Here is a 20,225-nt window from a genome sequence, read left to right on the forward strand (position 1 = left end):
ACCGTCGATAGTCCCACTGCCCGACCAGGTCCGCGCCACTGACACCGACGTCCTGATCACGCCTGCACCAGAGCACCTGACCGTGTTGACCATCAACGCACTGCTAGCTTCGTCGATGTCGAAATCCTCTCGCCCCGGCTGAGTTTCACCCGTTGGTCGATGGTCCCCTCGGGACAGTTCGAGCGTTGAGAAGAAATCTGGGGTGTTCGCCTCGCATTGTGCGTCGGCCGAGAGGATCGAGAGGTGTCCGTGCCGAAACGTTATGTGAGACCTACGATTTGGCCGATGCCGTGATCGGCGGGCCGGCCGGGGAACCGATGTCCGGCAACCCCGCGTAGTCGGGCAACTCGACGCCGTTGATCGCGCGGTCGATCAGGTCGGTGAACCATTCGCTCTCGAAATCGACGTTCGGCTCGGCGTCCGGTTCCGAGGCCTCGCGGCTGTGCACGTGGAGTCGGCCGATTTCCTGGTTGGCCTCGACGAACGGACGCATTCGTGCCTCGTAGGCGGCGAAACCGGCCGCCGGGTCCCATCCGGCGGCGGCCAGCTCGCCGGCCAGCACGTAGGCGCCGATCAGGGCCAAGCCGGTGCCCGCTCCGGACATCGGCGACGCGCTGAATGCCGCGTCCCCGAGCAGTCCCACCCGTCCGTTCGACCAGCGGTCCATCACCACCTGGGCGACCTGGTCGAGGTAGAAGTCCGGGGTGTCGTCCAGGTGCGCGAGAATGTCCTCGGTCCGCCAGCCGAACCCGGACATCCGCTCGCGCAGCAGGCGCTTCTGGCCCTCGATGTCGCGGTAGTCGACGTCGAAATCGACTGCGGGAAACGAGAACATGGCCATCGCGCGGGTGGCGTCCGGGACCGGCCGCAGACCGGCCGAGCGCCCGGACTCCTGGAAGTCGATCATCCAGCGGTCCAGCCCGAACTCGTTGGGCACGCTGTAGAAGGCCAGCACGAGTCCGAGATGGCGGACGAACTGCTCATGCGGCCCGAAGACCATCGCCCGCAGCGACGAGTGCAGCCCGTCCGTCCCGATTACCAGATCGAAGCGCCGCCGGCCGCCGCCCTCGAAGGTCACGTCGACCCCGTCCGCGTCCTGGGTGAGTTCGGCGATGCGGTCGCCGAAGAGGTACTCGACACCGTCGCGGGTGTCGTCGTAGAGCACCTGAGACAGGTCTCCGCGCAGGATCTCGATCTCCGAGATGTACCCGTCGCCGTCGTGGTCGTCCGCGCTGTAGGTCTCCAGCACGTTCCCGGCCGCGTCCACGGTGTGCGCGCCGGCGGTGTCGGTACAGGCCGCGCGCACCGCCGCGTCCAGCCCCATCCGGCCGATGACATCCTTGGCCACTCCGCGCGCGTCCACCGCCTGCCCGCCGGGACGCAGCCCGGGAGCCCGCTCCACCACGGTCACCTCGGCCCCGCGCCGGTGCAGCCAGTGGGCCAGCGCGGGCCCCGCGATACTCGCTCCCGCTACCAACACCCTGATACCACTCACTGCGTGCCTCCATGTGCTTCCGCCCGCGCCGGCACGGTTCCGGCGCGGGTCCACCGCTGCCGGTGTGTATCCAGTGGTATCGACGGCCGAGCCGCACAGAAATCATCGGCTCGGCCGAGCGCAGGTGATTTCGCGAGTCACCGACCACGTAAACCAGACGGATCCTGGAAAAGATCCGGCGGCGTCGGGACCGCATCATCGAGGAACGCGTTCACCATCGGCGCCAGTACCGCCGACTCGCCGAAGATGCCGATATGCGAGGTCGCCGGCAGAATTGCCAAGCGCGCGACGGGAATTCGCTGTAAGGCTCCGGCCGCTGCCGCTTCCTCGTCGCCACCACCGCGCAGCGTGAACATCGCCAACGCGTGCTCGAGCCGTAGCGCATCCGCATCCCCGGCGATGACCATGGTCTTCGCGGCGATCGAACGCATCTGCGCGTCGCTGATGTTCTGGTCCTCGATGCTCAGGACCTTCATCTTCTCGAGGTAGGCATCGAACGCCGCGGCGTCCGGCGTGTGCTCCTCGAATGCCCTCGCGACGGACGTACCGGCAAAGGCCGCGGCGCTGAGTCCCCTGATGGCCTCCAGCACCGACGGGTACCAGCCGTCGGCGCGGAAGGTGGCCGACAGCGAGACCAGCTTGTCGACGAGGCCCGGGTGGCGGAGCGCGAGTTGCAGCGCGACCCCGCCGCCTTGGGAGTAGCCCAGCACAGCCGCGCGCTCGACCCGCAACGCGCGCAGCAACGCCGCGGCGTCGTCGGCGAACTGCTCGTAGGACATCTCCCGCGAGGTATCCGGAGTGCGGCCGTGCCCTTGCTGATCGAAGACGATCACGGTGCGTGTGCCCGCGAAGGCGGACACCCAGGACCTCATCGAGTCGGTGGACATGAACCCGCCGGGAATCAGCAGCAGCGGAGGCGTTTTCGACTCGCCGCCGTACATCTCGTAGTAGATGCTCAGACCGTTGAGCGGCAGATGACCGCTGCGCGTCGGCGGCATTGCCGTCACTGCGACGGGTCCTGCGTGTCCTCGGTAGCGAATTCCGGCGGTGCTTGCAGGTCGTGGGCGCGGAACAGGACGGCGTGCGCGACACCCATGGCCTTGCCGCTCATTGCGGTGAACTGCGGGATGAAGTCGGCGGGAGCCGGGTGGTCCGGGAGCGCGGCGAGGTAGGCGGCGTGCGCCTCGAGCGAGGCGACGCCGCGGCGCAGCGGCTCTCCCGTGATATCGACGCCGTGGGTCACCGAGCCGCCCAGCCCCGGGACGATGTACCAGCGCACGGAGTGCGGTTCGAGGTTCTCGTCGTCGATCTGCTCCGGGAAGACCCACCGATTGCCCGCGTCGCGCAGCGCGTCGAGCGTCGCGAGCCCGGCCGCGCGGTGGTCGGCCTGATCGAAACCGTAGGGCGTCTCGACGTCGTAGCTCGTGCCGAGTACGACGTCGGGCTTGAACCGGCGGATCTCCCGGCAGATGTCCCGGCGCAGGTCCAAGCCGTAGACGAGCACCCCGTCCGGATGTTCGAGGATGGTCAGGTGCTCGACCCCGACGGCGGCGCAGGCAGCCTGCTGCTCGGCGACGCGCAGGCGCGCTGTCTCCTCGGGCGGGTTCGGCATACCGGCCTCGCCGCGGGTGAGCAGCAGATAACCGACCTCGATGCCGCGGTCGGTCCAGCGAGCGACCGCCGCGGACGTGCCGTACTCCATGTCGTCGGGGTGCGCGACGACACAGAGCACGCGCTGGAAGGACTCCTCGGGGAGTGCAGGCAAGGTCATGCGTATAGCTCTACAGCATGCAGCTGACACATCCCTCGACTTCGGTGCCCTCCAAAGCCATCTGGCGGATACGGATGTAGTAGAGCGTCTTGATGCCCTTGCGCCAGGCATAGATCTGGGCGCGGTTGACATCGCGGGTGGTGGCGGTGTCCTTGAAGAACAAGGTCAGCGACAGGCCCTGATCCACGTGCTGGGTGGCGGCGGCGTAGGTGTCGATGATCTTCTCGTAGCCGATCTCGTAGGCGTCCTCGAAGTAGTCGAGGTTGTCGTTGTCGAGATAGGGCGCCGGGTAGTAGACGCGGCCGATCTTGCCTTCCTTGCGGATCTCGATCTTCGACGCCACCGGGTGGATCGAGCTGGTGGAGTGGTTGATGTAGGAGATCGAGCCCGTGGGGGGCACGGCCTGCAGGTTCTGGTTGTAGAGGCCGTGGGCCATCACCGAGGACTTCAGTTCGCGCCAGTCGTCCTGGGTCGGGATGTGCACACCGGCGTCGGCGAAGATCTGCCGCACGCGCTCGGTCTCCGGTTCCCACGCCCGCTCGGTGTACTTGTCGAAGTACTCGCCGCTGGCGTACTTCGACTCCGCGAAACCGCCGAAGGACTGCCCGCGCTCGATGGCCAGCTTGTTCGACGCCCGAATCGCGTGATAGGCGACCGTGTAGAAGTAGATGTTGGTGAAGTCGACGCCCTCGTCGGACCCGTAATGCACCCGCTCGCGCGCCAGATACCCGTGCAGGTTCATCTGGCCCAGGCCGATGGCGTGGGATTGGTTGTTGCCCTGCTCGATCGAGGGCACCGAGTGGATGTGGGTCTGGTCCGAGACCGCGGTCAGCGCGCGGATCGCCGTCTCCACGGTCTTGCCGAAGTCCGGCGAGTCCATCGACTTGGCGATGTTGAGCGAACCGAGGTTGCACGAGATGTCCTTGCCCACAACGGCATAGGACAGGTCGTCGTTGAACACCGACGGCGTGGAGACCTGCAGGATCTCCGAGCACAGGTTGGAGTGGGTGATCTTGCCGGCGATCGGGTTGGCCCGGTTCACCGTGTCCTCGTACATGATGTACGGGTAGCCCGACTCGAACTGCAGCTCGGCGATGGTCTGGAAGAACTCGCGGGCGTTGATCTTCGACTTGCGGATGCGCTTGTCGTCGACCATCTCGTGGTACTTCTCGGTGACGTCGATGTCGGCGAACGGCACGCCGTAGATGCGCTCGACATCGTAGGGCGAGAACAAATACATGTCCTCGTTCTTCTTCGCCAGCTCGAAGGTGATGTCGGGAATCACCACGCCCAGCGACAGCGTCTTGATCCGGATCTTCTCGTCCGCGTTCTCGCGCTTGGTATCGAGGAAGCGGTAGATATCCGGGTGGTGCGCATGCAGATACACCGCACCCGCACCCTGTCGCGCCCCGAGCTGGTTGGCGTAGGAGAACGAATCCTCCAGCAGCTTCATGATCGGAATGACGCCCGACGACTGGTTCTCGATCTTCTTGATCGGCGCACCGTGCTCACGAATGTTACTGAGCAACAACGCGACTCCGCCGCCACGCTTGGACAGCTGCAACGCGGAATTGATGGAGCGCCCGATGGACTCCATGTTGTCCTCGATGCGAAGGAGGAAACAGCTCACTGGCTCGCCACGCTGCTTTTTGCCGGAATTGAGGAAGGTGGGGGTGGCGGGTTGGAAGCGGCCGTCGATGATTTCCTCGACCAGCTCCGACGCCAGGATTTCGTCGCCGGCGGCGAGGGTCAGGGCGACCATGCACACTCGGTCCTCGAAGCGCTCCAGGTAGCGCTTGCCGTCGAAGGTCTTCAGTGTGTACGAGGTGTAGTACTTGAACGCGCCGAGGAAGGTGGGGAACCGGAACTTCTTGGCGTACGCCTGCTGGAACAGCTTCTTCACGAAGGCCCGGCTGTACTGCTCGAGCACCTCGGCCTCGTAGTAGTTCTCCTCGACGAGATAGTCGAGCTTCTCGTCGAGGTTGTGGAAGAAGACCGTGTTCTGATTGACGTGCTGCAGGAAGTACTGGTTGGCGGCCTCGCGGTCCTTGTCGAACTGAATCTCGCCGTTGGGGCCGTAGAGATTCAGCATCGCGTTGAGGGCGTGGTAGTCCAAGCCCTCGGTCGACGGATCGCTCGTCACCGGGCGCTCTAGGCGGGCCGTCTTTCCGGCCGGTGCTGTTGTCGTTGCCAAAACAATCCCAATCCCTCTCGGACGCGTTCGACGTCCTCGGCGGTTCCCATGAGTTCGAAGCGATACAGGTACGGCACCCCGGCCTTGCGCGAGATCACCTCTCCCGCATAGCAATACGTATCGCCGAAGTTCGTGTTGCCGGCCGCGATGACGCCGCGCAACAACGCACGATTGTGCGGATCGTTGAGGAACTTGGCCACCTGACGGGGCACGAATTCCTTGTCGGATCGGTTGCCGCCCAAGACGTGCCGACCGCCCCCGTAGGTGGGGCAGATCAGCACGTAGGGCTCGTCGACGCGAAGCGATTCGGCGGTGTGGAGCGGAATGCGAACGGCCGGGAGACCCAGCCGCTCGACGAAACGGTGCGTGTTCTCCGACGCGCTCGAGAAGTAGACCAGGTCGGACACGGCGACTCCCGGAATCAGGCCGCCTGGGTCAGCAGCGACTTGATGCGGTCGGGACGGAAGCCCGACCAGTGCTCCTCGCCGGCCACGACGACCGGAGCCTGCAGGTAGCCCAGCGCCATCACGTAGTCGCGAGCCTCGGCGTTCTCGGAGATGTCGACGACGGCGTAGTCGATACCCGCCTTGTCGAGAGCGCGGTAGGTGGCATTGCACTGGACACAAGCGGGCTTGGTGTACACGGTGATGGTCATGAGTGTCCCTCTCTCCTTGCCTTGAATCCGTTTGCAGTGCACGACTCACAAAGATCCACGTGGTTACTGCGCAAACCCCTGGAAGCGGGCCCGGAAACCCAGGTCGCGGGTACCACCCCGACACTCGAGCTCGCGTCGTCCTCCAGTGCCGTAGACACTACACCTAGTGGCCGACAGATTCCTACAACACGACATCTTGCGAGTCACAAAGGTGGAATTCCCTCGACGCAAGTACCTGCACAGTCGATTCGCAACCCGACACGACAGTGGCGCAGATCACGATTTCGTGTCACAGCTCTTTCCCAGCAAACCCATCTCCCCCACCAGTCACAGCTGTCTCATCCACCTCCCGCGACCCGCCCGGCAGGCGCCGGGACAGCAAAAGGGCCACCCCGTCCCGCAGGACGAAGCGGCCCTTTCCCGGCGTGTCGCGGTCAGCCCTGACGGGCCTTGAACCGCGGTTCCTTCTTGTTGATCACGTACGTCTTGCCGCGCCGGCGTACCACCTGCGCACCCGGCTTGTCCTTCAGCGAACGCAGCGACTTGCGGACCTTCATGCCACCTCCCAAACGAAAATGATTTTCACATTCTATACGGCGGCACGGAACGGTCGCGGACTCAGGCGTCGACGCGCGCCCGGACGGCACCGACGAGATCGCCGACGGCGGCCGCCAGCTGGGTCAGGGCCTCGGCGTCGTCGCGCGGGTGCGCCTCGCCGAACCGCTCACCGATGGTGCCGAAGTGCAGATGGGCGCTCTCCACCACCGCCGCACCGGCCACGGTCAGCGCCTTGACGGTGTCACCGTGCGACCATTTGGCGGCGTTGGAGCTGATCGAGGCGCTGACGACCGCGGCAGGCTTGCTCTTGATCGAGCCGTCGCCGTACGGCCGGGAGGCCCAGTCGATGGCGTTCTTCAGCGCGGCCGGAATGGTCCCGTTGTATTCGGGAACGAAGAACAGCAACCCGTCGGCGGCGGCCACCGCCTCACGCAACGCGGCCGCGGCGGCGGGCACCCGGCCGGGTACGTCGATGTCCTCGTTGTAGAAAGGAATGTCTCCGAGACCCTCGAAGATGGTGACCTCGACACCTTCCGACGCGGTGTGCGCGGCGGCCTCGGCCAGTTGCCGGTTGAACGATGCGGCACGCAGGCTACCGACCAGCGCGAGTAGGCGGGTCTGAGACATGATCACTCCTTGTGCGGTATTGCGGCGGGTTACGCTTTCACTGCACGATAACCGGACCGCAGTCCGCTTTCATTCCCCGAGCCCGAGGTCCCCGCTGTGAACTACGACACACGAGAGCCTGCCGCCGCACCCGGATCGCCGCCCGGCGCCGGTCCGGCCGCCCTGCCCATCGAGGCGGTCGCCGTGCCGGTCCCGCCGGACACGCTGCCGGTCGCGGAGGAACATCCCGAGCGCAGCGACGCCGCCCGCAACCGGCAGTTACTGCTCGACGCCGCCGAGCAGTTGGTGCACGAGCACGGCGCCGACGGGGTCACCATGGACGCCGTCGCCCGGCGTGCTGGCGTCGGCAAGGGGACGGTATTCCGGCGCTTCGGCAACCGAGCCGGACTGATGCTGGCCCTGCTCGACCAGTCCGAACGGAAACTCCAGGCCGCGTACATGTTCGGGCCGCCGCCGCTGGGCCCCGGAGCACCCGCGGTGGAGCGGCTGGTGGCCTTCGGGCGCGCGCGGCTGGCCGGGCTCGAGGTCGAGGGCGAGATGCGCCGCGCCGCCGACGACCCGGGCCGGTACTCCACCCCGCCCTACAACGTCATGAAAACCCATGTGTCACTGCTGCTTCGGCAGGCCGGAACGGACGCGGACATCTCGTTGCTGGCCGACACGCTGCTGGCCGCGCTGGACGCCGGACTCGTCCTGCACCAGACCGGGGTACTCGGCTACTCCCTGGACCAGATCGGCGATCACTGGGAGCGGCTGGTCCGCGCGGTCGTCCCGGGCGCGCCAGTAGAGTGAGCGGCATGGGGAACCTGCGTGAACGTATCGTCGCCGAACTGGGTGTGCGGCCGGTCATCGAACCGAAGGTGGAGGTGCGCCGCCGCGTCGATTTCCTCAAGGACTATCTGAAGTCCACGCCCGCAACGGGTTTCGTGCTCGGCATCAGCGGCGGACAGGATTCGACGCTGACCGGCCGGCTGTGTCAGCTGGCCGCCGAGGAGCTGCGGGCGGAGGAGTGGGAGGCCACCTTCGTGGCGGTGCGGCTGCCCTACGGCGTGCAGGCCGACGAGGACGACGCGCAGATCGCGCTGCGGTTCATCCGGCCGGACCGCTCGATCTCGGTGAACGTCAAGCCGAGCGCCGATGCCGTGGCGGCGGAGGCAGCCACGGGGTTGCGGGAGTTGCTGGGCGACGAGCCGCAGCTGCGGGACTTCGTGCGCGGCAACATCAAGGCCCGCGAACGCATGGTGATCCAGTATTCGATCGCCGGACAGCTGAACTTGCTGGTCGTCGGCACCGATCATGCCGCCGAGGCGGTCACCGGCTTCTTCACCAAATACGGCGACGGCGGCGTGGACGTCACCCCGCTGACCGGTCTGACCAAACGCCAGGGCGCGGCCCTGCTGCAGGAGTTGGGCGCGCCGCCGAGTGCCTGGGAGAAGGTTCCCACCGCCGATCTGGAAGACGACCGGCCCGCGCTGCCCGACGAGGTCGCCCTGGGCCTGACGTACGCCCAGATCGACGACTATCTCGAGGGCGAGGACGTCGCTCCGGAGACGGCCGCCCGCATCGAGTCGATCTTCCTCGGCACCCGCCACAAGCGCACGGTTCCCGCCACGCCCCTCGATACCTGGTGGCGGGACTGATCTTTCACGACGGGGCGGGTGCGTCGACCTCGGTGAGGCGTCGCCGCAGGAACCGCCGCGCCTGATCGTTGTCCGTCCGCTCGATCGCCAGCCGGTACTGCACGGCCGATTCGGCGCGGCGTCCGGCGCGGCGCAGTAGATCGGCGCGGGTGGCGGCGACCAGGTTCGTTTCCCTGAGCCGGGGATGATCCGCGATCTCATCGAGGGCCGCCAAGCCATGGACGAAGCCGTGCAGGAAACCGACGGCCACGGCACGATGCACGCGGACAGCGGGCGATTCGGTGTAGCGCAGCAGTTCGTCGTATGCGGAGACGATGGCGTGCCAGTCCGTTTCCGCCCAGCTCGGTGCGATCGCGTGGGCGCCCGCGATCCGGGCCTGCGCCAGGTACGGCCCGCTGCCGCCCGCGTCGGCGGGCGCGCCCCCCCCGCGCCGCCCCCCCGGCCCGCGCGGGGGGGGCGGTCCCAGCGGGTCCGGTCCTGTTCCTCCAGCGGCACCAGGCTCCCGTCCGGCGCGCGACGCTGTGCCCGGCGGCTGTCATCGAGCAGCATGAGGGCGAGCAGGGCGCGGGGCTCCGGCTCCGCGGGCAGCAGGCCGCACACCAGCCGTCCCAGTCGAATTGCCTCGTCGCACAGCTCGTCCCGCACCGCGAGGGGACCCGAGGTCGCGAAGTAGCCCTCGCTGAACACCAGGTAGACGCACGACAGCACGCTCGGAAGCCGTTCGGGCAGCAGCTCCGCCGGAGGTACCCGCAGCGGGATCGCGGCCCGGCGGATCTTCGCCTTCGCACGGCTCAGCCGCTGCGCCACGGTGTGTTCGGGCTGCAGGAAGGCACGGGCGATCTCGGCCGTGCGCAGACCGCACACCAGGCGCAGGGTCAGGGCGACCCGCGATTCGGGCGACAGGGCGGGGTGGCAGCAGGTGAAGATCATCCGCAGCTGATCGTCCGGGATCGGTGACACCTCCGGTTCCTCCCTCGGCGCGGTGCTCAACAGGGCGACGTGTTCCTTTGCCGCCCGGGCGGATTCGCGGCGCAGCCGATCCAGGGCGCGGTTGCGGGCCGCGGTGGTGATCCAAGCGCCCGGGTTCGCCGGTGCGCCGGACGCGGGCCAGTTGCGCAGTGCGTCGGCGAACGCCTCCTGTACCGCGTCCTCCGCCAGGCCGATATCACCGACCAGGCGGGCGACGGTGGCGAGGGCGCGGCCGAATTCCGCCCGGTAGATCCGGTCGATCCGATCGGGCGAACTCATCTCAGCCGTCGAGGTCGACGATCCGGCGCACCTCGGCTCGTCCGGCCGGGCCCAGGGGAATCTGGGCCGCGTATTCGACGGCCCGGGTCTCGTCCGGCGCGGCCAGGATGTACAGCCCGTCGACCACCTCGGCGCCTTCGGCGAACGGGCCGTCGCTGAGCAGCAGGTCGCCCGCGCGCACCCGCACGGTGGTAGCGGTGGACGGCGGTTGGAGAGCGCCGCCGCCGCGGATGGCCGTTCCGACCCGCTCGGCGAACCGCTGGTGTGCCACGATCGCCGCTTCCCACGCGGGCGTGCCGGGCGCGATCACCGTCTCGGGTGATTCCCACAGCAATGCCAGCCAGCTGTCGGCCCCGATGTCCTTCGGCGCGTCCCACTGCACCATCGGCCGCACCTCGATCAGGCCCTGTTCCGCCGCGGGCAACTGCCGGACCAGCTCGATCACCTCGTCAAGGTTCGGGCAGTCGAAGACGTAGAAGCCGCCGACCACCTCGGCCTGCTCGGCGAACGGACCATCGGAAACCAGCGCCGCACTCGGATCGTCGGCCGGATACAGCGCGGCCCCACCGGCGATCACCTCACGAGCCTTCGCCTCGAACTCCGCATACCGCGCGACCTCGGCATCGAACTCCGCCGAACCCGGCTCCGGCCCACCGTCCGCAGGCCCTGCCATCAGCGCAAGATAATGCATGTCCGCTATCCTTCCTCGCCTCGGAGGAGTCCGACACTCCTCTCATCAGAACGACGAACAAGCCCCCCATTCCTCCACACTCACCCGAAGAAACTTTCCGCCCGCACATCACACGCGCCGACGTTCAGTCGGAGTATCGCGGCAAGCAGCCCGTATCCAGGGTGATACCGAACGGCTCAGGGAGATCGATCGGCTCACCGTACGCCCCATCGAGTTGCCCGTGATACACGCCGTTCCGCGGATGGGTGTAAAGACTCCACCGGCCGTAGCGCGGATCGACCACCAGCAGCATGCGCACCCCGGCCACGCTGTACCAACCGTTCTTGTCGGTGATCTGCTGTGCCTTCTCGGATTTGGAGATCACTTCGACCGCGAGTTCCGCATCCGCAGGATCGGCCAGCCAGTTGTCGTCGTTGTCCCAGCTCTCGGGTAATACGACCAGATCGGGAGTGCAGTAGTCGTCGTCATCGTCCGGCATCGAGATGGAGGAGACTTCGTAGGGGGCGAGGCCCTCGGGCATCCGGGGTTCGAGTTGCTGCCGCAATCGCCGAACGGTGCCGGCGTGCTTGCCGCGCGGCGGCGCTGACACTACGAGGGTCCCTCCCAGAATCTCGGCACGCAGACCGGTGGCACCCTCGATTTCCTCGGCGACCGCGCGCAGGTTACCGGGGCGCGGGTGCATCGCGGGAACTGTCACGGATCACTCCAAATCCCTTGTCGAACGACCTACTCAGCACAGTTGGCGTTGTCGTAGCGACCTGGCGGACTGGGCGCTGTCAACCGCCCGCGAAGGGAGGGAGGACGTCGACACGGGGGGTGAGGGGGGTGGTGGCGTCTCGGGTGAGTTCGTCGCCTATGAGGTAGGCGCAGACTTTCAGCATGGGGTCCAGGGTGGGGCCGTAGGTGGTGGTGAGGGTTTGGCGTAGGTCGGCGATGGTGGCGTCGGCGGGGAGGTCGAGGTGCTCGCTGCTCTTGCCGACCGCGTCGGCGATCGCGGCGAAATAGCGGACCTCAACCACCGATGGCTCCCATCGTTCGTTCCGGCGGCACGAAGCCTTCGGCGTCGATGCCGTGCCCGGCCCATTTGTTCCACATCGCGCCGCGCCACAGGTCGGCGATCTCGTCGTCGCCGGCGCCGGCGCGCAGCAGCGCACGCACATCGTATTCCTGGTCGCTGAACAGGCAGGAGCGGATCCGGCCGTCGGCGGTGAGCCGAGTGCGATCGCAGTCGGAGCAGAAGGTGCGGGTCACCGAGGCGATGATGCCGACCCGGGCGGGGCCGCCGTTCACCAGCCAGTTCTCGGCGGGGGCGGCGGGATCGGGACGACCCGCCTCGGTCAGGGTGAAGCGGGTGCCGAGCACGTCGAGCAGTTCGGCGGCGGTGATCATGTTGACCCGCGCCCATTCGTGGTCGGCGTCCAGCGGCATCTCCTCGATGAACCGCAGCTCGCAGCCTTCGTCCAGGCACCATTGCAGCAGATCGGCTACGCCGGAGAGGGTCTCGCGCATCAACACCGCGTTCACCTTGACCGGGGCCAGGCCCTCGCGCTGGGCGGCGCGAATTCCGGCGAGGACCGACGTGAGTCGGTCGCGGCGGGTCAGGCGGGTGAAGCCGGTGCGGTCGACGGTGTCCAGCGAGACGTTGACGCGGTGCAGCCCGGCCCGCGCGAGCGCGCCGGCGCGATGTTCGAGACCGACGCCATTGGTGGTCATGGCCAGCGGGACGTCGGGGACGGCCGCGTGGCAGCCCGCGATGATCCGTTCGAGATCGCGGCGCATCAGCGGCTCGCCGCCGGTGAAGCGGACCTCCCGCACCCCGAGTTCGCGCACCGACAGCGCGACCAGCCGCACGATCTCCTCCGCCGACAGCAACTCGTCGGCCGGGATCGCGGGCAGGCCCTCCTCCGGCATGCAGTAGGTGCAGCGCAGCGAGCACTTCTCGGTGATGGACACGCGCAGGTCGCGGGCCACCCGGCCGAATTTGTCCACCAAGAGCGCGGTGTCGGGCCGTCCCTCCAGTGCGGGACGCCCGCCCCGCACGGCGGGAATCCCCATGAGAACGACGGTCACTCGTCCATTATGGCTGCCATATCCGTCTCACGCCCGCACGGTTGCCCGCGGTGAGCTTTCCGAACCCGGTCTTCCCAGGTCCGCGCTGGACGATCGCGGAAGCCGGCGCGGTGGGTGCCGAAGATCGTTCGGAGGAACGTACGAACCGGCGGCCGAACCCGTCCCGACTAGGCTGGCGGCTGTGACCGAGCGATTCAGCACCAGGGTGGCCGCGTGACCGCCCGGCCCGCCACCACCTCCGTCCGGTCGGTCGAGGAGCATCGCGACCGCGTGGAGCAGTTGCTGCGCCCGCTCGCGGCCCGCGACGTCGAGGACGCCGGCACGGCCGAGGCGCTCGGTCGACGGCTCGCCGAGGATGTGCGGGCGCCCGTGGACCTGCCGGTGTTCCGCAATTCCGGGATGGACGGCTACGCGGTCCGCGCCGAGTCGGTGGCGGTCACGCCGGCGACGCTGCCGCTGGCCGGGGTCGTCGCGGCCGGTCAATCGGGTCAGGCGCCGCTCCCCCCGGGCGCGGCGGTGAAGGTCATGACCGGCGCCCCGATCCCGCCCGGCGCGGATTGCGTGGTGCCGGTAGAGGACACCCGCGCCGGCGACGGCACGGTGACGATCGAACGTGGGCGCAACACAGGCGATTTCGTGCGCGAGGCCGGCACCGACGTGCGCGCCGGGGATCTGCTCGTGCCCGCCGGAACGTTGCTGGCGCCGCGGCACATCGCGGCACTGGCGGCGGTCGGGCTGACGACGCTGCCGGTGTTCCGCCCGGTCACCGCCGCGGTGCTGACCACCGGCGACGAACTGATACCCGCGGGAAAACCGTTGCGGCCCGGGCAGATCTACAATTCCAACGGCATCGCGCTGGGTGCGGCGCTGGCCGCCAACGGCGTCGAGGTGGTGTCGGTCGAGCACAGCAGCGACGATCCCGGGGAATTCCGCCGCAAGCTGGGCGAGACGACGCGGGCCGCGGATGTGGTGTTCACCTCGGGCGGGGTGTCCAAGGGCGATTTCGAGGTCGTCAAGGATGTATTGGCCGGTCTCGGTGGGGAATTCGGCTCGGTCGCGGTGCAACCCGGTGGGCCGCAAGGACTCTCGGTGGTGGAGGGGTCGCCGGTGCTGAGTTTTCCGGGCAATCCGGTGAGCACCATGGTGTCGTTCGAGGTGTTCGCGCGGGCCGTGTTGCGTGAGCTGGCCGGTCTGCCTCCGGTACCGAAACATGATGTCCCGCTGCGTGATTCGGTGCGTTCCCCGGCTGGGAGACGGCAGTTCCTGCGCGGCAAGCTGGAGCCGGACGGGGTGGCGCCGACCTCCGGGCCGGGATCGCATCTGATCGCGTCGATGGCGCAGGCCGATGTGCTGATCGAAATTCCCGCCGAGGTCACCGAGCTGGCGGCGGGCTCGACCGTGAAAGTCTGGGAGCTATGAGCGAGCAGTCCGATTCCGCGCTGTCGCATGTCGATTCCGAGGGCCGCGCGCGGATGGTCGACGTGAGCGCCAAGCGCGACACCGCCCGCATCGCGGTGGCGGCGGGCGAGTTGCGCACCACCGCCGAGGTGGTGCGGCTGGTGCAGGCCGACGATATGCCGAAGGCCGACGTGCTGGCCACCGCCCGCATCGCCGGTATCGCGGGCGCCAAGAAGACCTCCGAACTGATTCCGCTGTGCCATCAGCTGGCGCTGTCGTCGGTGCATGTGCACTTCGGCTTCACCGCCGACGCGATCACCATCGAGGCAACCGCGAAAACCAAGGGCCCCACCGGAGTAGAGATGGAGGCGCTCACCGCCGTCGCCGTCGCCGGCCTGACCCTCCATGACATGGTGAAGGCGGTAGACCCGGCCGCGACACTCACCGACGTGCGGCTGCTGACGAAAGACGGTGGCAAGCGCGGACATTGGGAACGGGTGGACCGTCCTGCCCACAGCGATGGCGACATGCAACGCGGGGCGACACACGGCGACAGCGCAGACCCGCACGACGTCGTGACGCATGGCACGGCCGCGCACGATTCGGGTCCAGCGGCACATGGGCACGACCACACACAGCACGCGAGTGACACCCCCGAGGGCGCACGGACGGCGGTGGTCGTAGTGGCTTCGACCGGGGTGGCGGCCGGGACTCGGGTCGACAAAACCGGACCGGTGCTGACGGAATGGCTTGACGGCAAAGGGTTTTCGGTGCGCGGACCGCTGGTGTACGCGGACGCCGACATCGCCGCCGGGCTGGCGGACGCGCTGTCCGGCCGGCCGGGACTGGTGATCACGACCGGCGGTACCGGCGCCTCCCCCACCGACGCGACTCCCGAAGCGACGCTGGCCGTGCTGGACCGCCAACTGCCCGGCGTCGCGGAGGCAATTCGGCTGGCGGGCACCGCGACCTTCCCGCTGGCCGCGCTGAGTCGTGGCGTCGCGGGGCTCGCGGGACGGTCGGTGATCGTCAACCTGCCCGGCTCCCCCGGCGGCGTGCGCGACGGCATCGGCGTACTGGAACCACTGCTGGATCATCTGTTGGCCCAGGTGGCCGGAGGAGGCAGTCATGACTGACCAGGTTCGGCTCACCGCGATCAGCGACCGGCCGCTGGACCCGGCCGAGGTGGAGCGGGCGGTCACCGGCCCCGAACACGGCGCGGTCGTGGTATTCACCGGCATGGTGCGCAACCACGATGGCGGCCAAGCGGTTTCGGCGCTGGAGTACTCCGCGCATCCGCAGGCCGAGACCTTCCTGCGCCGGGTCTGCGCCGATGTCGCCGCCACGGCGGGCCTGCCGGTCGCGGCCGTCCACCGGGTCGGATCGCTCACCATCGGGGATCTCGCCATCGCCGTCGCGGTGGCGGCCCCGCACCGCGCCGAAGCCTTCGCCACCTGCGCCGAATTGGTGGATCGGATCAAGCACGAGGTGCCCATCTGGAAGCGCCAGCTGTTCGCCGACGGCATGTCCGAGTGGGTCGACGCCTGCGGCTGAATGTGAAAGTGCTTGTCCGGAATCCGCGCTCACCGCAATGATCAACGGATGACGCAGCCGGACGCAACCCTGACCCTCACCCCGCGAACGAACTGGGTGTTCGGTTACGCACAGGCCGTCGCGCGCGAACGCGGCCACGATTACATCGGTCCGGAGCATCTTCAGCTGGCCATTCTCGACAATCCGGACGCCGTACCGGTCCATGTGCTCGGCCGTCTCGGCGGAGAGGCGCGCGAGATCGCCGAGACTTTGCGGACGGCGATGCGGTCGGATGCCTACGAGCCCGCGGCCAGCCGCAACCGGATCGTCGGCGCGGCAGGTGATCTCGCCCGGCGCTTCGGCCACGACTACATCGGCGTCGAACATCTGCAACTGGCGCTGCTCCGCAACCGCGACTGCCTGGCGATCCGCGAACTGGCCGGAGCGGGCGTGTCCCTGGACGAGTTCGAGGAGGCGCTCACCGAGGCGATGCGCTCCGACTCCTGACTACTCCGCTCGCGTCAGGTTGCGCTGGATCGTCTGCAACGCGCGAATCAGAGTGGCGCGTTCGTCGCCGTCCAGTCCGGTCAGGGCGCGTTCTATGACGCGCTCGCTCTCGGCCTCGATGGTGTGCTCCAGCCGCTGTCCGCGCTCGGTCAGGTGCAGCCGGACGAGGCGGCGGTCGGTCTCGTGCGCCGCGCGCCGGAGCAGGCCCGCCGCCTCCATGCGCGTGGTGGCGCGGGTGACGGTCGGCGTGGACAATTCCAGCCGCTTGGCCACCTCGCCCGGGGTCAGCCCGTCCTCCGCCCACAAGCAGCGCAGGATGAACTGCTGCCCCTCGTAGACGCCGTGGTCGGCGTAGGCGGCGCCCGAGGCCACCATAAGGGCATGCTTGGCCGACCAGAACGCGGTCTGGAATTCGGCGGCGGTGTGGTCGGTCATGATTCGTTCAGCGTAAAGGCATTGATTTCGTTAGCCGGACAACGGTAATATCGTTGCCCAGCTAACGAGTTAGGAGTGCGATGAAACTCGGTATCTCCCTTGCCGATTTCTCCTGGGACATCCCCGTCGACGGCCTCGGCGCCACCGTGGCCGACCTCGCGCAGCAGGCCGACGAGGCCGGGTTCGACAGCCTGTGGGTGATGGATCATTTCTTCCAGATCGGCATCACGGGGCACCCCCCGGAATCGCCGATGCTGGAGGCGTACGCGACGCTGGGCTTCCTGGCCGGGCGCACGCGGCGAATCAAGCTCGGCGCCCTGGTCACCTCGGTGGCGTACCGGCATCCCGGGGTCCTGATCAAGTCGATGACCGCGCTGGATGTGCTCAGTGGCGGCCGCACGTATTTCGGCGTCGGCGCCGGCGCGCCCTTCGATCCCGAACCGATGGGGCCGCGGACCGTGTTCGAGGGCGAGGGCCTGGGCATTCCCTTCCCGCCGCTGGCCGAGCGCTTCGAGCGGCTCGAGGAGGTGCTGCAACTCGCGCACCGGATGTGGCAGGGCGACGAAACCCCGTTCCACGGCAGGCATTACGACCTGCCGCGGCCGCTGAACTCGCCGACCTCCGTGCGGCGACCGCACCCGCTGATCCTGGTCGCGGGCAGCGGGGAGCGGAAGACCCTGCGGTTGGTCGCCCGGTACGCCGACGCCTGCAATCTGTTCGACCTTCCGGGAACGGGCTACGCGGACAACGTCTCCCACAAGCTCGACGTGCTGCGCGGCCACTGCGCCGCGGCCGGTCGCGACTACGACGACATCGAAAAGACCATCGCCTCGCAGTACGACTTCGCCGACCGCCAGGCGTTCCTCGACCACATGCGGGACTTGGCCGGGCTCGGCATCGATCACGTCCAGCTCGCTCCGCCGGGTCCGTGGGACGAGAAGCGGCTGGCCGACCTCGCCACGCTGCTTCCGGAGATCCGCGCGATGTAGCGGCCCGTCGGCGCGGCGCGGGGACGGCTGCGATGGTGCACTGTGAGGCAGACGATCGCCGACCGGGTGGCCCGCACGACACAGGAGTGACCATGACCGATCTGACCGGCAGGATAGTCCTCGGCCCCAATCAGTACGGCAAGGCCGAAAACCGCGTGGTGCGCATCTACCGCGACACCGCCCGGCACGAGATCCGCGACCTGAACGTATCCTCGTGCCTGCGCGGCGCGTTCGAGCCCGCCCACACCGCGGGCGATCAGGGCACGGTGCTGCCCACCGACTCTCAGAAGCAGACCATCTACGCGTACGCGAAAACCCATGGGGCGGGCAGTATCGAGGACTACGGCCTGGCGCTGGCGCGGCATTTCGTCGACGACATCGAGCCCGTCGAGTCGGCGCGCCTCGAGATCGAGGAGTACGCCTGGGAGCGCGCGCACGCCGGCGGCGGGCCGCACGATCACGCGTGGACGCGGCGCGGACCCGAGGTGCGCACGGCGGCGATCACGGTGCAGGGCAAGGGTTCCCGGCGGCGTGAGTGGGTGATCGGCGGTATCAAGGACCTCGTGCTGCTCAAGTCGACGGGGTCGGAATTCGCGGGCTTCTACACCGACGAGTTCACGGTGCTGGAGCCGACGCGCGACCGGATGATGGCTACCAACCTGGTGGCGCGGTGGCGATTCGCCGTGGCACCGGCGGAGTGGGACGCCACCTATGCCGGGATCAAGGCCGTGCTCATCGACCGGTTCGCGCTGCTGCAGTCCAAAGCGCTGCAACAGACGCTGTTCGACATGGGCGATGCGGCGCTGCGGGCCTACCCGTGTCTGGCCGAGATCCGGCTGTCGGCGCCGAACAGGCACCACTTCTCCTACGACCTAGGGCAATTCGGCATCGAGAACGCCAATGAGGTGTTCCACGCCGACGACCGACCCTACGGGCTCATCCAGGCGACGGTGCAGCGCGAGGACGCTCCGGACGCGGGGATCGCGTGGGATGTGTTCACCGGGGCGATGTGATCGGCGCTCCCCGACGGCTACTCGGGATCGTCCGCCAGACCGAAATCGGCTGTGGTCCAGACGTCTTCGGGATCGCTCGGTTCCACGGCGTCGAGGTCGCGGGGGACGTAGCGCCAGACCGGGAGCATGGCCTGGTCGTCGAGTGGTTCCGGGGCGGCGTGGACCGTGTCGCGCAGGCGGGCGGTGGCGGCATCGGTGTCCATGCCGGAACCTATGAGTACCAAACGGGTTTCGCGGTTCTCTCCGCGTTCCCAGGTGGCGGGTTCGAATACCACGTGCCGGCCCACGACGTGCAGCACGAACTTACGGCGTTCGTCCCGGACCCCGAACGCGGTGCAGCCCTTGGCTCGGAACAGGCCCGGTGGCGGGTCCTCGAGAAAGCCGACCAAGCGGCGCGGATCGAGATCGGTTGCGGTGGTGAAGGATACGCTGTCGTAATCGTCGTGCAGATGGTGGTGACCGGGGGCGTCGTGGTCGTGGTCTTCGGCCAGTAGCTCATCGAAGCTGAGCTGTTCGGCCACCGGTGCCGCCCCCGAACGCGGCGGGTCGAACAGCAACCGCGGGTCGATGCGGCCACGGGTGGTGGCGTACACCGGCACCGTGCCCACCAACCCGGTGATGTCCCGCCGCAGCCGGGCCAGACGCTCGCCGGGTACTCGATCGGCCTTGTTCAGCACCACGAGGTCGGCCAGCCGCAGGTGCGTCGCCAGTTCGGGGTGGCGGTCCCGGCTGTCGTCGAAATGCTCGGCGTCGACCACTTCCACCAGACCGCCGTAGCGGATGCGCGGATTGTCGCTGCCGACCACCATGCGAATCAGATTGCGCGGCTCGGCCAGACCGCTGGCCTCCACCACGATCACATCGATGCGATTGCGCGGCTCGGCCAGCCGCGCGAACAGCCCGTCGAGTTCGGTGACATCGACCGCGCAGCACACACACCCGTTGCCGAGCGACACCATGGCATCGACCTGCCCCGCCACCAACATGGCATCGATATTGACGGCCCCGAAGTCGTTGACCACCACACCGATCCGCGCCTCCCGCTGCCGCAGCAAATGATTGAGCAGCGTGGTCTTCCCTGCCCCCAGATACCCGGCCACGACCAGCACCGGAATGCGCCGATCCGCCAACCCCCGCTCATCCTCCGCACGCACCCCGGCAATGTTAGCCGCGTCCGGCGAGCGCTTGCCGTCACGGCACGACCGGGCCGATCTGCCGATGATCGCGGTGCCGCGCCACGCGTGGCGACGCGGCGTCACGCAAGTTCGGCGGTGGCCGGTGGAAGCTCTCGAATTCGCCGTCTGAGCACGAATACGCCGCGGGGGGGGCCGGGGGGGGGGGGGGGGGGGGGGGGGGGGGGGGGGGGGGGGGGGGGGGGGGGGGGGGGGGGGGGGGGGGGGG

At 68.2% G+C, this 20,225-nt stretch carries 22 protein-coding genes and 1 pseudogene; 8 read left to right on the forward strand and 15 right to left on the reverse strand.

All coding sequences use genetic code 11. The annotated features are described in order from the left end of the window. Nucleotides 1-271: 271 nt before the first annotated feature. From QH470_RS21645 to QH470_RS21680, 8 genes are all read right to left on the reverse strand, one after another. A complete protein-coding gene (locus QH470_RS21645) occupies nt 272-1,495 on the reverse strand; it encodes an FAD-dependent monooxygenase (RefSeq protein WP_280274171.1) in 1,224 nt (407 codons plus the stop codon). Between the two features lie 137 nt (nt 1,496-1,632). Then, nucleotides 1,633-2,493 carry an alpha/beta fold hydrolase gene (locus QH470_RS21650; protein ID WP_280274191.1) on the reverse strand — a complete coding sequence of 287 codons (861 nt, stop codon included), beginning with the start codon at nt 2,491-2,493 and terminating at the stop codon, nt 1,633-1,635. A gap of 5 nt (nt 2,494-2,498) precedes the next feature. Then, entirely contained in the window at nt 2,499-3,266 is a 768-nt protein-coding gene (locus QH470_RS21655) for a PIG-L deacetylase family protein (protein ID WP_280274172.1), read from the reverse strand. A gap of 10 nt (nt 3,267-3,276) precedes the next feature. Then, nucleotides 3,277-5,358: a class 1b ribonucleoside-diphosphate reductase subunit alpha gene (gene nrdE, locus QH470_RS21660; protein ID WP_280274192.1), complete on the reverse strand. Its 2,082-nt coding sequence runs from the start codon at nt 5,356-5,358 to the stop codon at nt 3,277-3,279. A gap of 59 nt (nt 5,359-5,417) precedes the next feature. After that, on the reverse strand, nt 5,418-5,867 hold the full coding sequence (gene nrdI / locus QH470_RS21665) for a class Ib ribonucleoside-diphosphate reductase assembly flavoprotein NrdI (RefSeq protein ID WP_280274173.1): 450 nt from the start codon (nt 5,865-5,867) through the stop codon (nt 5,418-5,420). A 14-nt stretch (nt 5,868-5,881) separates the two neighbouring features. Further along, nucleotides 5,882-6,115, reverse strand: coding sequence for a glutaredoxin-like protein NrdH (gene nrdH, locus QH470_RS21670; protein WP_280274174.1), 234 nt, complete (start codon nt 6,113-6,115; stop codon nt 5,882-5,884). Between the two features lie 434 nt (nt 6,116-6,549). Continuing rightward, complete coding sequence (gene ykgO / locus QH470_RS21675) at nt 6,550-6,672, reverse strand: type B 50S ribosomal protein L36 (RefSeq protein WP_280274175.1); 123 nt, start codon at nt 6,670-6,672, stop codon at nt 6,550-6,552. A gap of 61 nt (nt 6,673-6,733) precedes the next feature. Next, nucleotides 6,734-7,300, reverse strand: coding sequence for an NAD(P)H-dependent oxidoreductase (locus QH470_RS21680; protein WP_280274176.1), 567 nt, complete (start codon nt 7,298-7,300; stop codon nt 6,734-6,736). 168 nt (nt 7,301-7,468) lie between these two features. On the opposite strand from QH470_RS21680, the gene QH470_RS21685 reads away from it, so the two are divergent. Next, nucleotides 7,469-8,092 carry a TetR/AcrR family transcriptional regulator gene (locus QH470_RS21685; RefSeq protein ID WP_280274193.1) on the forward strand — a complete coding sequence of 208 codons (624 nt, stop codon included), beginning with the start codon at nt 7,469-7,471 and terminating at the stop codon, nt 8,090-8,092. 5 nt (nt 8,093-8,097) lie between these two features. Further along, nucleotides 8,098-8,940: an ammonia-dependent NAD(+) synthetase gene (gene nadE, locus QH470_RS21690; RefSeq protein WP_280274177.1), complete on the forward strand. Its 843-nt coding sequence runs from the start codon at nt 8,098-8,100 to the stop codon at nt 8,938-8,940. A gap of 4 nt (nt 8,941-8,944) precedes the next feature. Here the strand turns inward: nadE and QH470_RS21695 are convergent. The 5 genes and pseudogenes from QH470_RS21695 to moaA all read right to left on the reverse strand — a co-directional run bounded on the left by QH470_RS21695 (nt 8,945) and on the right by moaA (nt 12,949). Further along, a pseudogene (locus QH470_RS21695) lies at nt 8,945-10,188 on the reverse strand (RNA polymerase sigma factor). 1 nt (nt 10,189) lies between these two features. Further along, nucleotides 10,190-10,861, reverse strand: coding sequence for a YciI family protein (locus QH470_RS21700; RefSeq protein ID WP_342228457.1), 672 nt, complete (start codon nt 10,859-10,861; stop codon nt 10,190-10,192). 142 nt (nt 10,862-11,003) lie between these two features. Next, nucleotides 11,004-11,576 carry a Uma2 family endonuclease gene (locus QH470_RS21705; RefSeq protein ID WP_280274179.1) on the reverse strand — a complete coding sequence of 191 codons (573 nt, stop codon included), beginning with the start codon at nt 11,574-11,576 and terminating at the stop codon, nt 11,004-11,006. A 79-nt stretch (nt 11,577-11,655) separates the two neighbouring features. After that, the gene (locus tag QH470_RS21710; RefSeq protein WP_280274180.1) at nt 11,656-11,898 is read right to left on the reverse strand and encodes a MoaD/ThiS family protein; all 243 of its coding nucleotides are present in this window, start codon (nt 11,896-11,898) and stop codon (nt 11,656-11,658) included. Further along, nucleotides 11,891-12,949, reverse strand: a complete 1,059-nt coding sequence (moaA, locus tag QH470_RS21715; RefSeq protein ID WP_280274181.1) for a GTP 3',8-cyclase MoaA — start codon at nt 12,947-12,949, stop codon at nt 11,891-11,893. Before moaA ends, QH470_RS21710 begins: the two co-directional genes overlap by 8 nt. Before the next feature lie 213 nt (nt 12,950-13,162). On the opposite strand from moaA, the gene QH470_RS21720 reads away from it, so the two are divergent. Genes QH470_RS21720 through QH470_RS21735 form a run of 4 tightly spaced genes read left to right on the forward strand, consistent with a single transcriptional unit; the run spans nt 13,163 to nt 16,387 of the window. After that, nucleotides 13,163-14,368 carry a molybdopterin molybdotransferase MoeA gene (locus QH470_RS21720; protein WP_280274182.1) on the forward strand — a complete coding sequence of 402 codons (1,206 nt, stop codon included), beginning with the start codon at nt 13,163-13,165 and terminating at the stop codon, nt 14,366-14,368. Continuing rightward, on the forward strand, nt 14,365-15,483 hold the full coding sequence (gene moaCB / locus QH470_RS21725) for a bifunctional molybdenum cofactor biosynthesis protein MoaC/MoaB (protein ID WP_280274183.1): 1,119 nt from the start codon (nt 14,365-14,367) through the stop codon (nt 15,481-15,483). The genes QH470_RS21720 and moaCB overlap by 4 nt, the downstream gene beginning before the upstream one ends. Beyond that, nucleotides 15,476-15,901 carry a molybdenum cofactor biosynthesis protein MoaE gene (locus tag QH470_RS21730; RefSeq protein ID WP_280274184.1) on the forward strand — a complete coding sequence of 142 codons (426 nt, stop codon included), beginning with the start codon at nt 15,476-15,478 and terminating at the stop codon, nt 15,899-15,901. The genes moaCB and QH470_RS21730 overlap by 8 nt, the downstream gene beginning before the upstream one ends. Before the next feature lie 48 nt (nt 15,902-15,949). Continuing rightward, on the forward strand, nt 15,950-16,387 hold the full coding sequence (locus tag QH470_RS21735; protein WP_280274185.1) for a Clp protease N-terminal domain-containing protein: 438 nt from the start codon (nt 15,950-15,952) through the stop codon (nt 16,385-16,387). Here QH470_RS21735 and QH470_RS21740 read toward each other — a convergent pair whose 3' ends face one another. Beyond that, on the reverse strand, nt 16,388-16,822 hold the full coding sequence (locus QH470_RS21740; protein ID WP_280274186.1) for a MarR family winged helix-turn-helix transcriptional regulator: 435 nt from the start codon (nt 16,820-16,822) through the stop codon (nt 16,388-16,390). It abuts the gene before it with no gap. 80 nt (nt 16,823-16,902) lie between these two features. Between QH470_RS21740 and QH470_RS21745 the strand changes: the two genes are divergently transcribed. Together QH470_RS21745 and pucL are read left to right on the forward strand one after the other, a co-directional pair. Then, on the forward strand, nt 16,903-17,811 hold the full coding sequence (locus tag QH470_RS21745) for an LLM class F420-dependent oxidoreductase (protein WP_280274187.1): 909 nt from the start codon (nt 16,903-16,905) through the stop codon (nt 17,809-17,811). A gap of 92 nt (nt 17,812-17,903) precedes the next feature. Then, nucleotides 17,904-18,824, forward strand: coding sequence for a factor-independent urate hydroxylase (gene pucL, locus QH470_RS21750; protein ID WP_280274188.1), 921 nt, complete (start codon nt 17,904-17,906; stop codon nt 18,822-18,824). 17 nt (nt 18,825-18,841) lie between these two features. On the opposite strand, the gene QH470_RS21755 is transcribed toward pucL, so the two are convergent. After that, entirely contained in the window at nt 18,842-19,954 is a 1,113-nt protein-coding gene (locus QH470_RS21755) for a CobW family GTP-binding protein (protein ID WP_425302741.1), read from the reverse strand. Nucleotides 19,955-20,225 lie beyond the last annotated feature (271 nt).

Origin of the sequence: Nocardia wallacei (genome assembly GCF_029868745.1) — a bacterium.
GTDB classification, from domain to species: domain Bacteria; phylum Actinomycetota; class Actinomycetes; order Mycobacteriales; family Mycobacteriaceae; genus Nocardia; species Nocardia wallacei_B.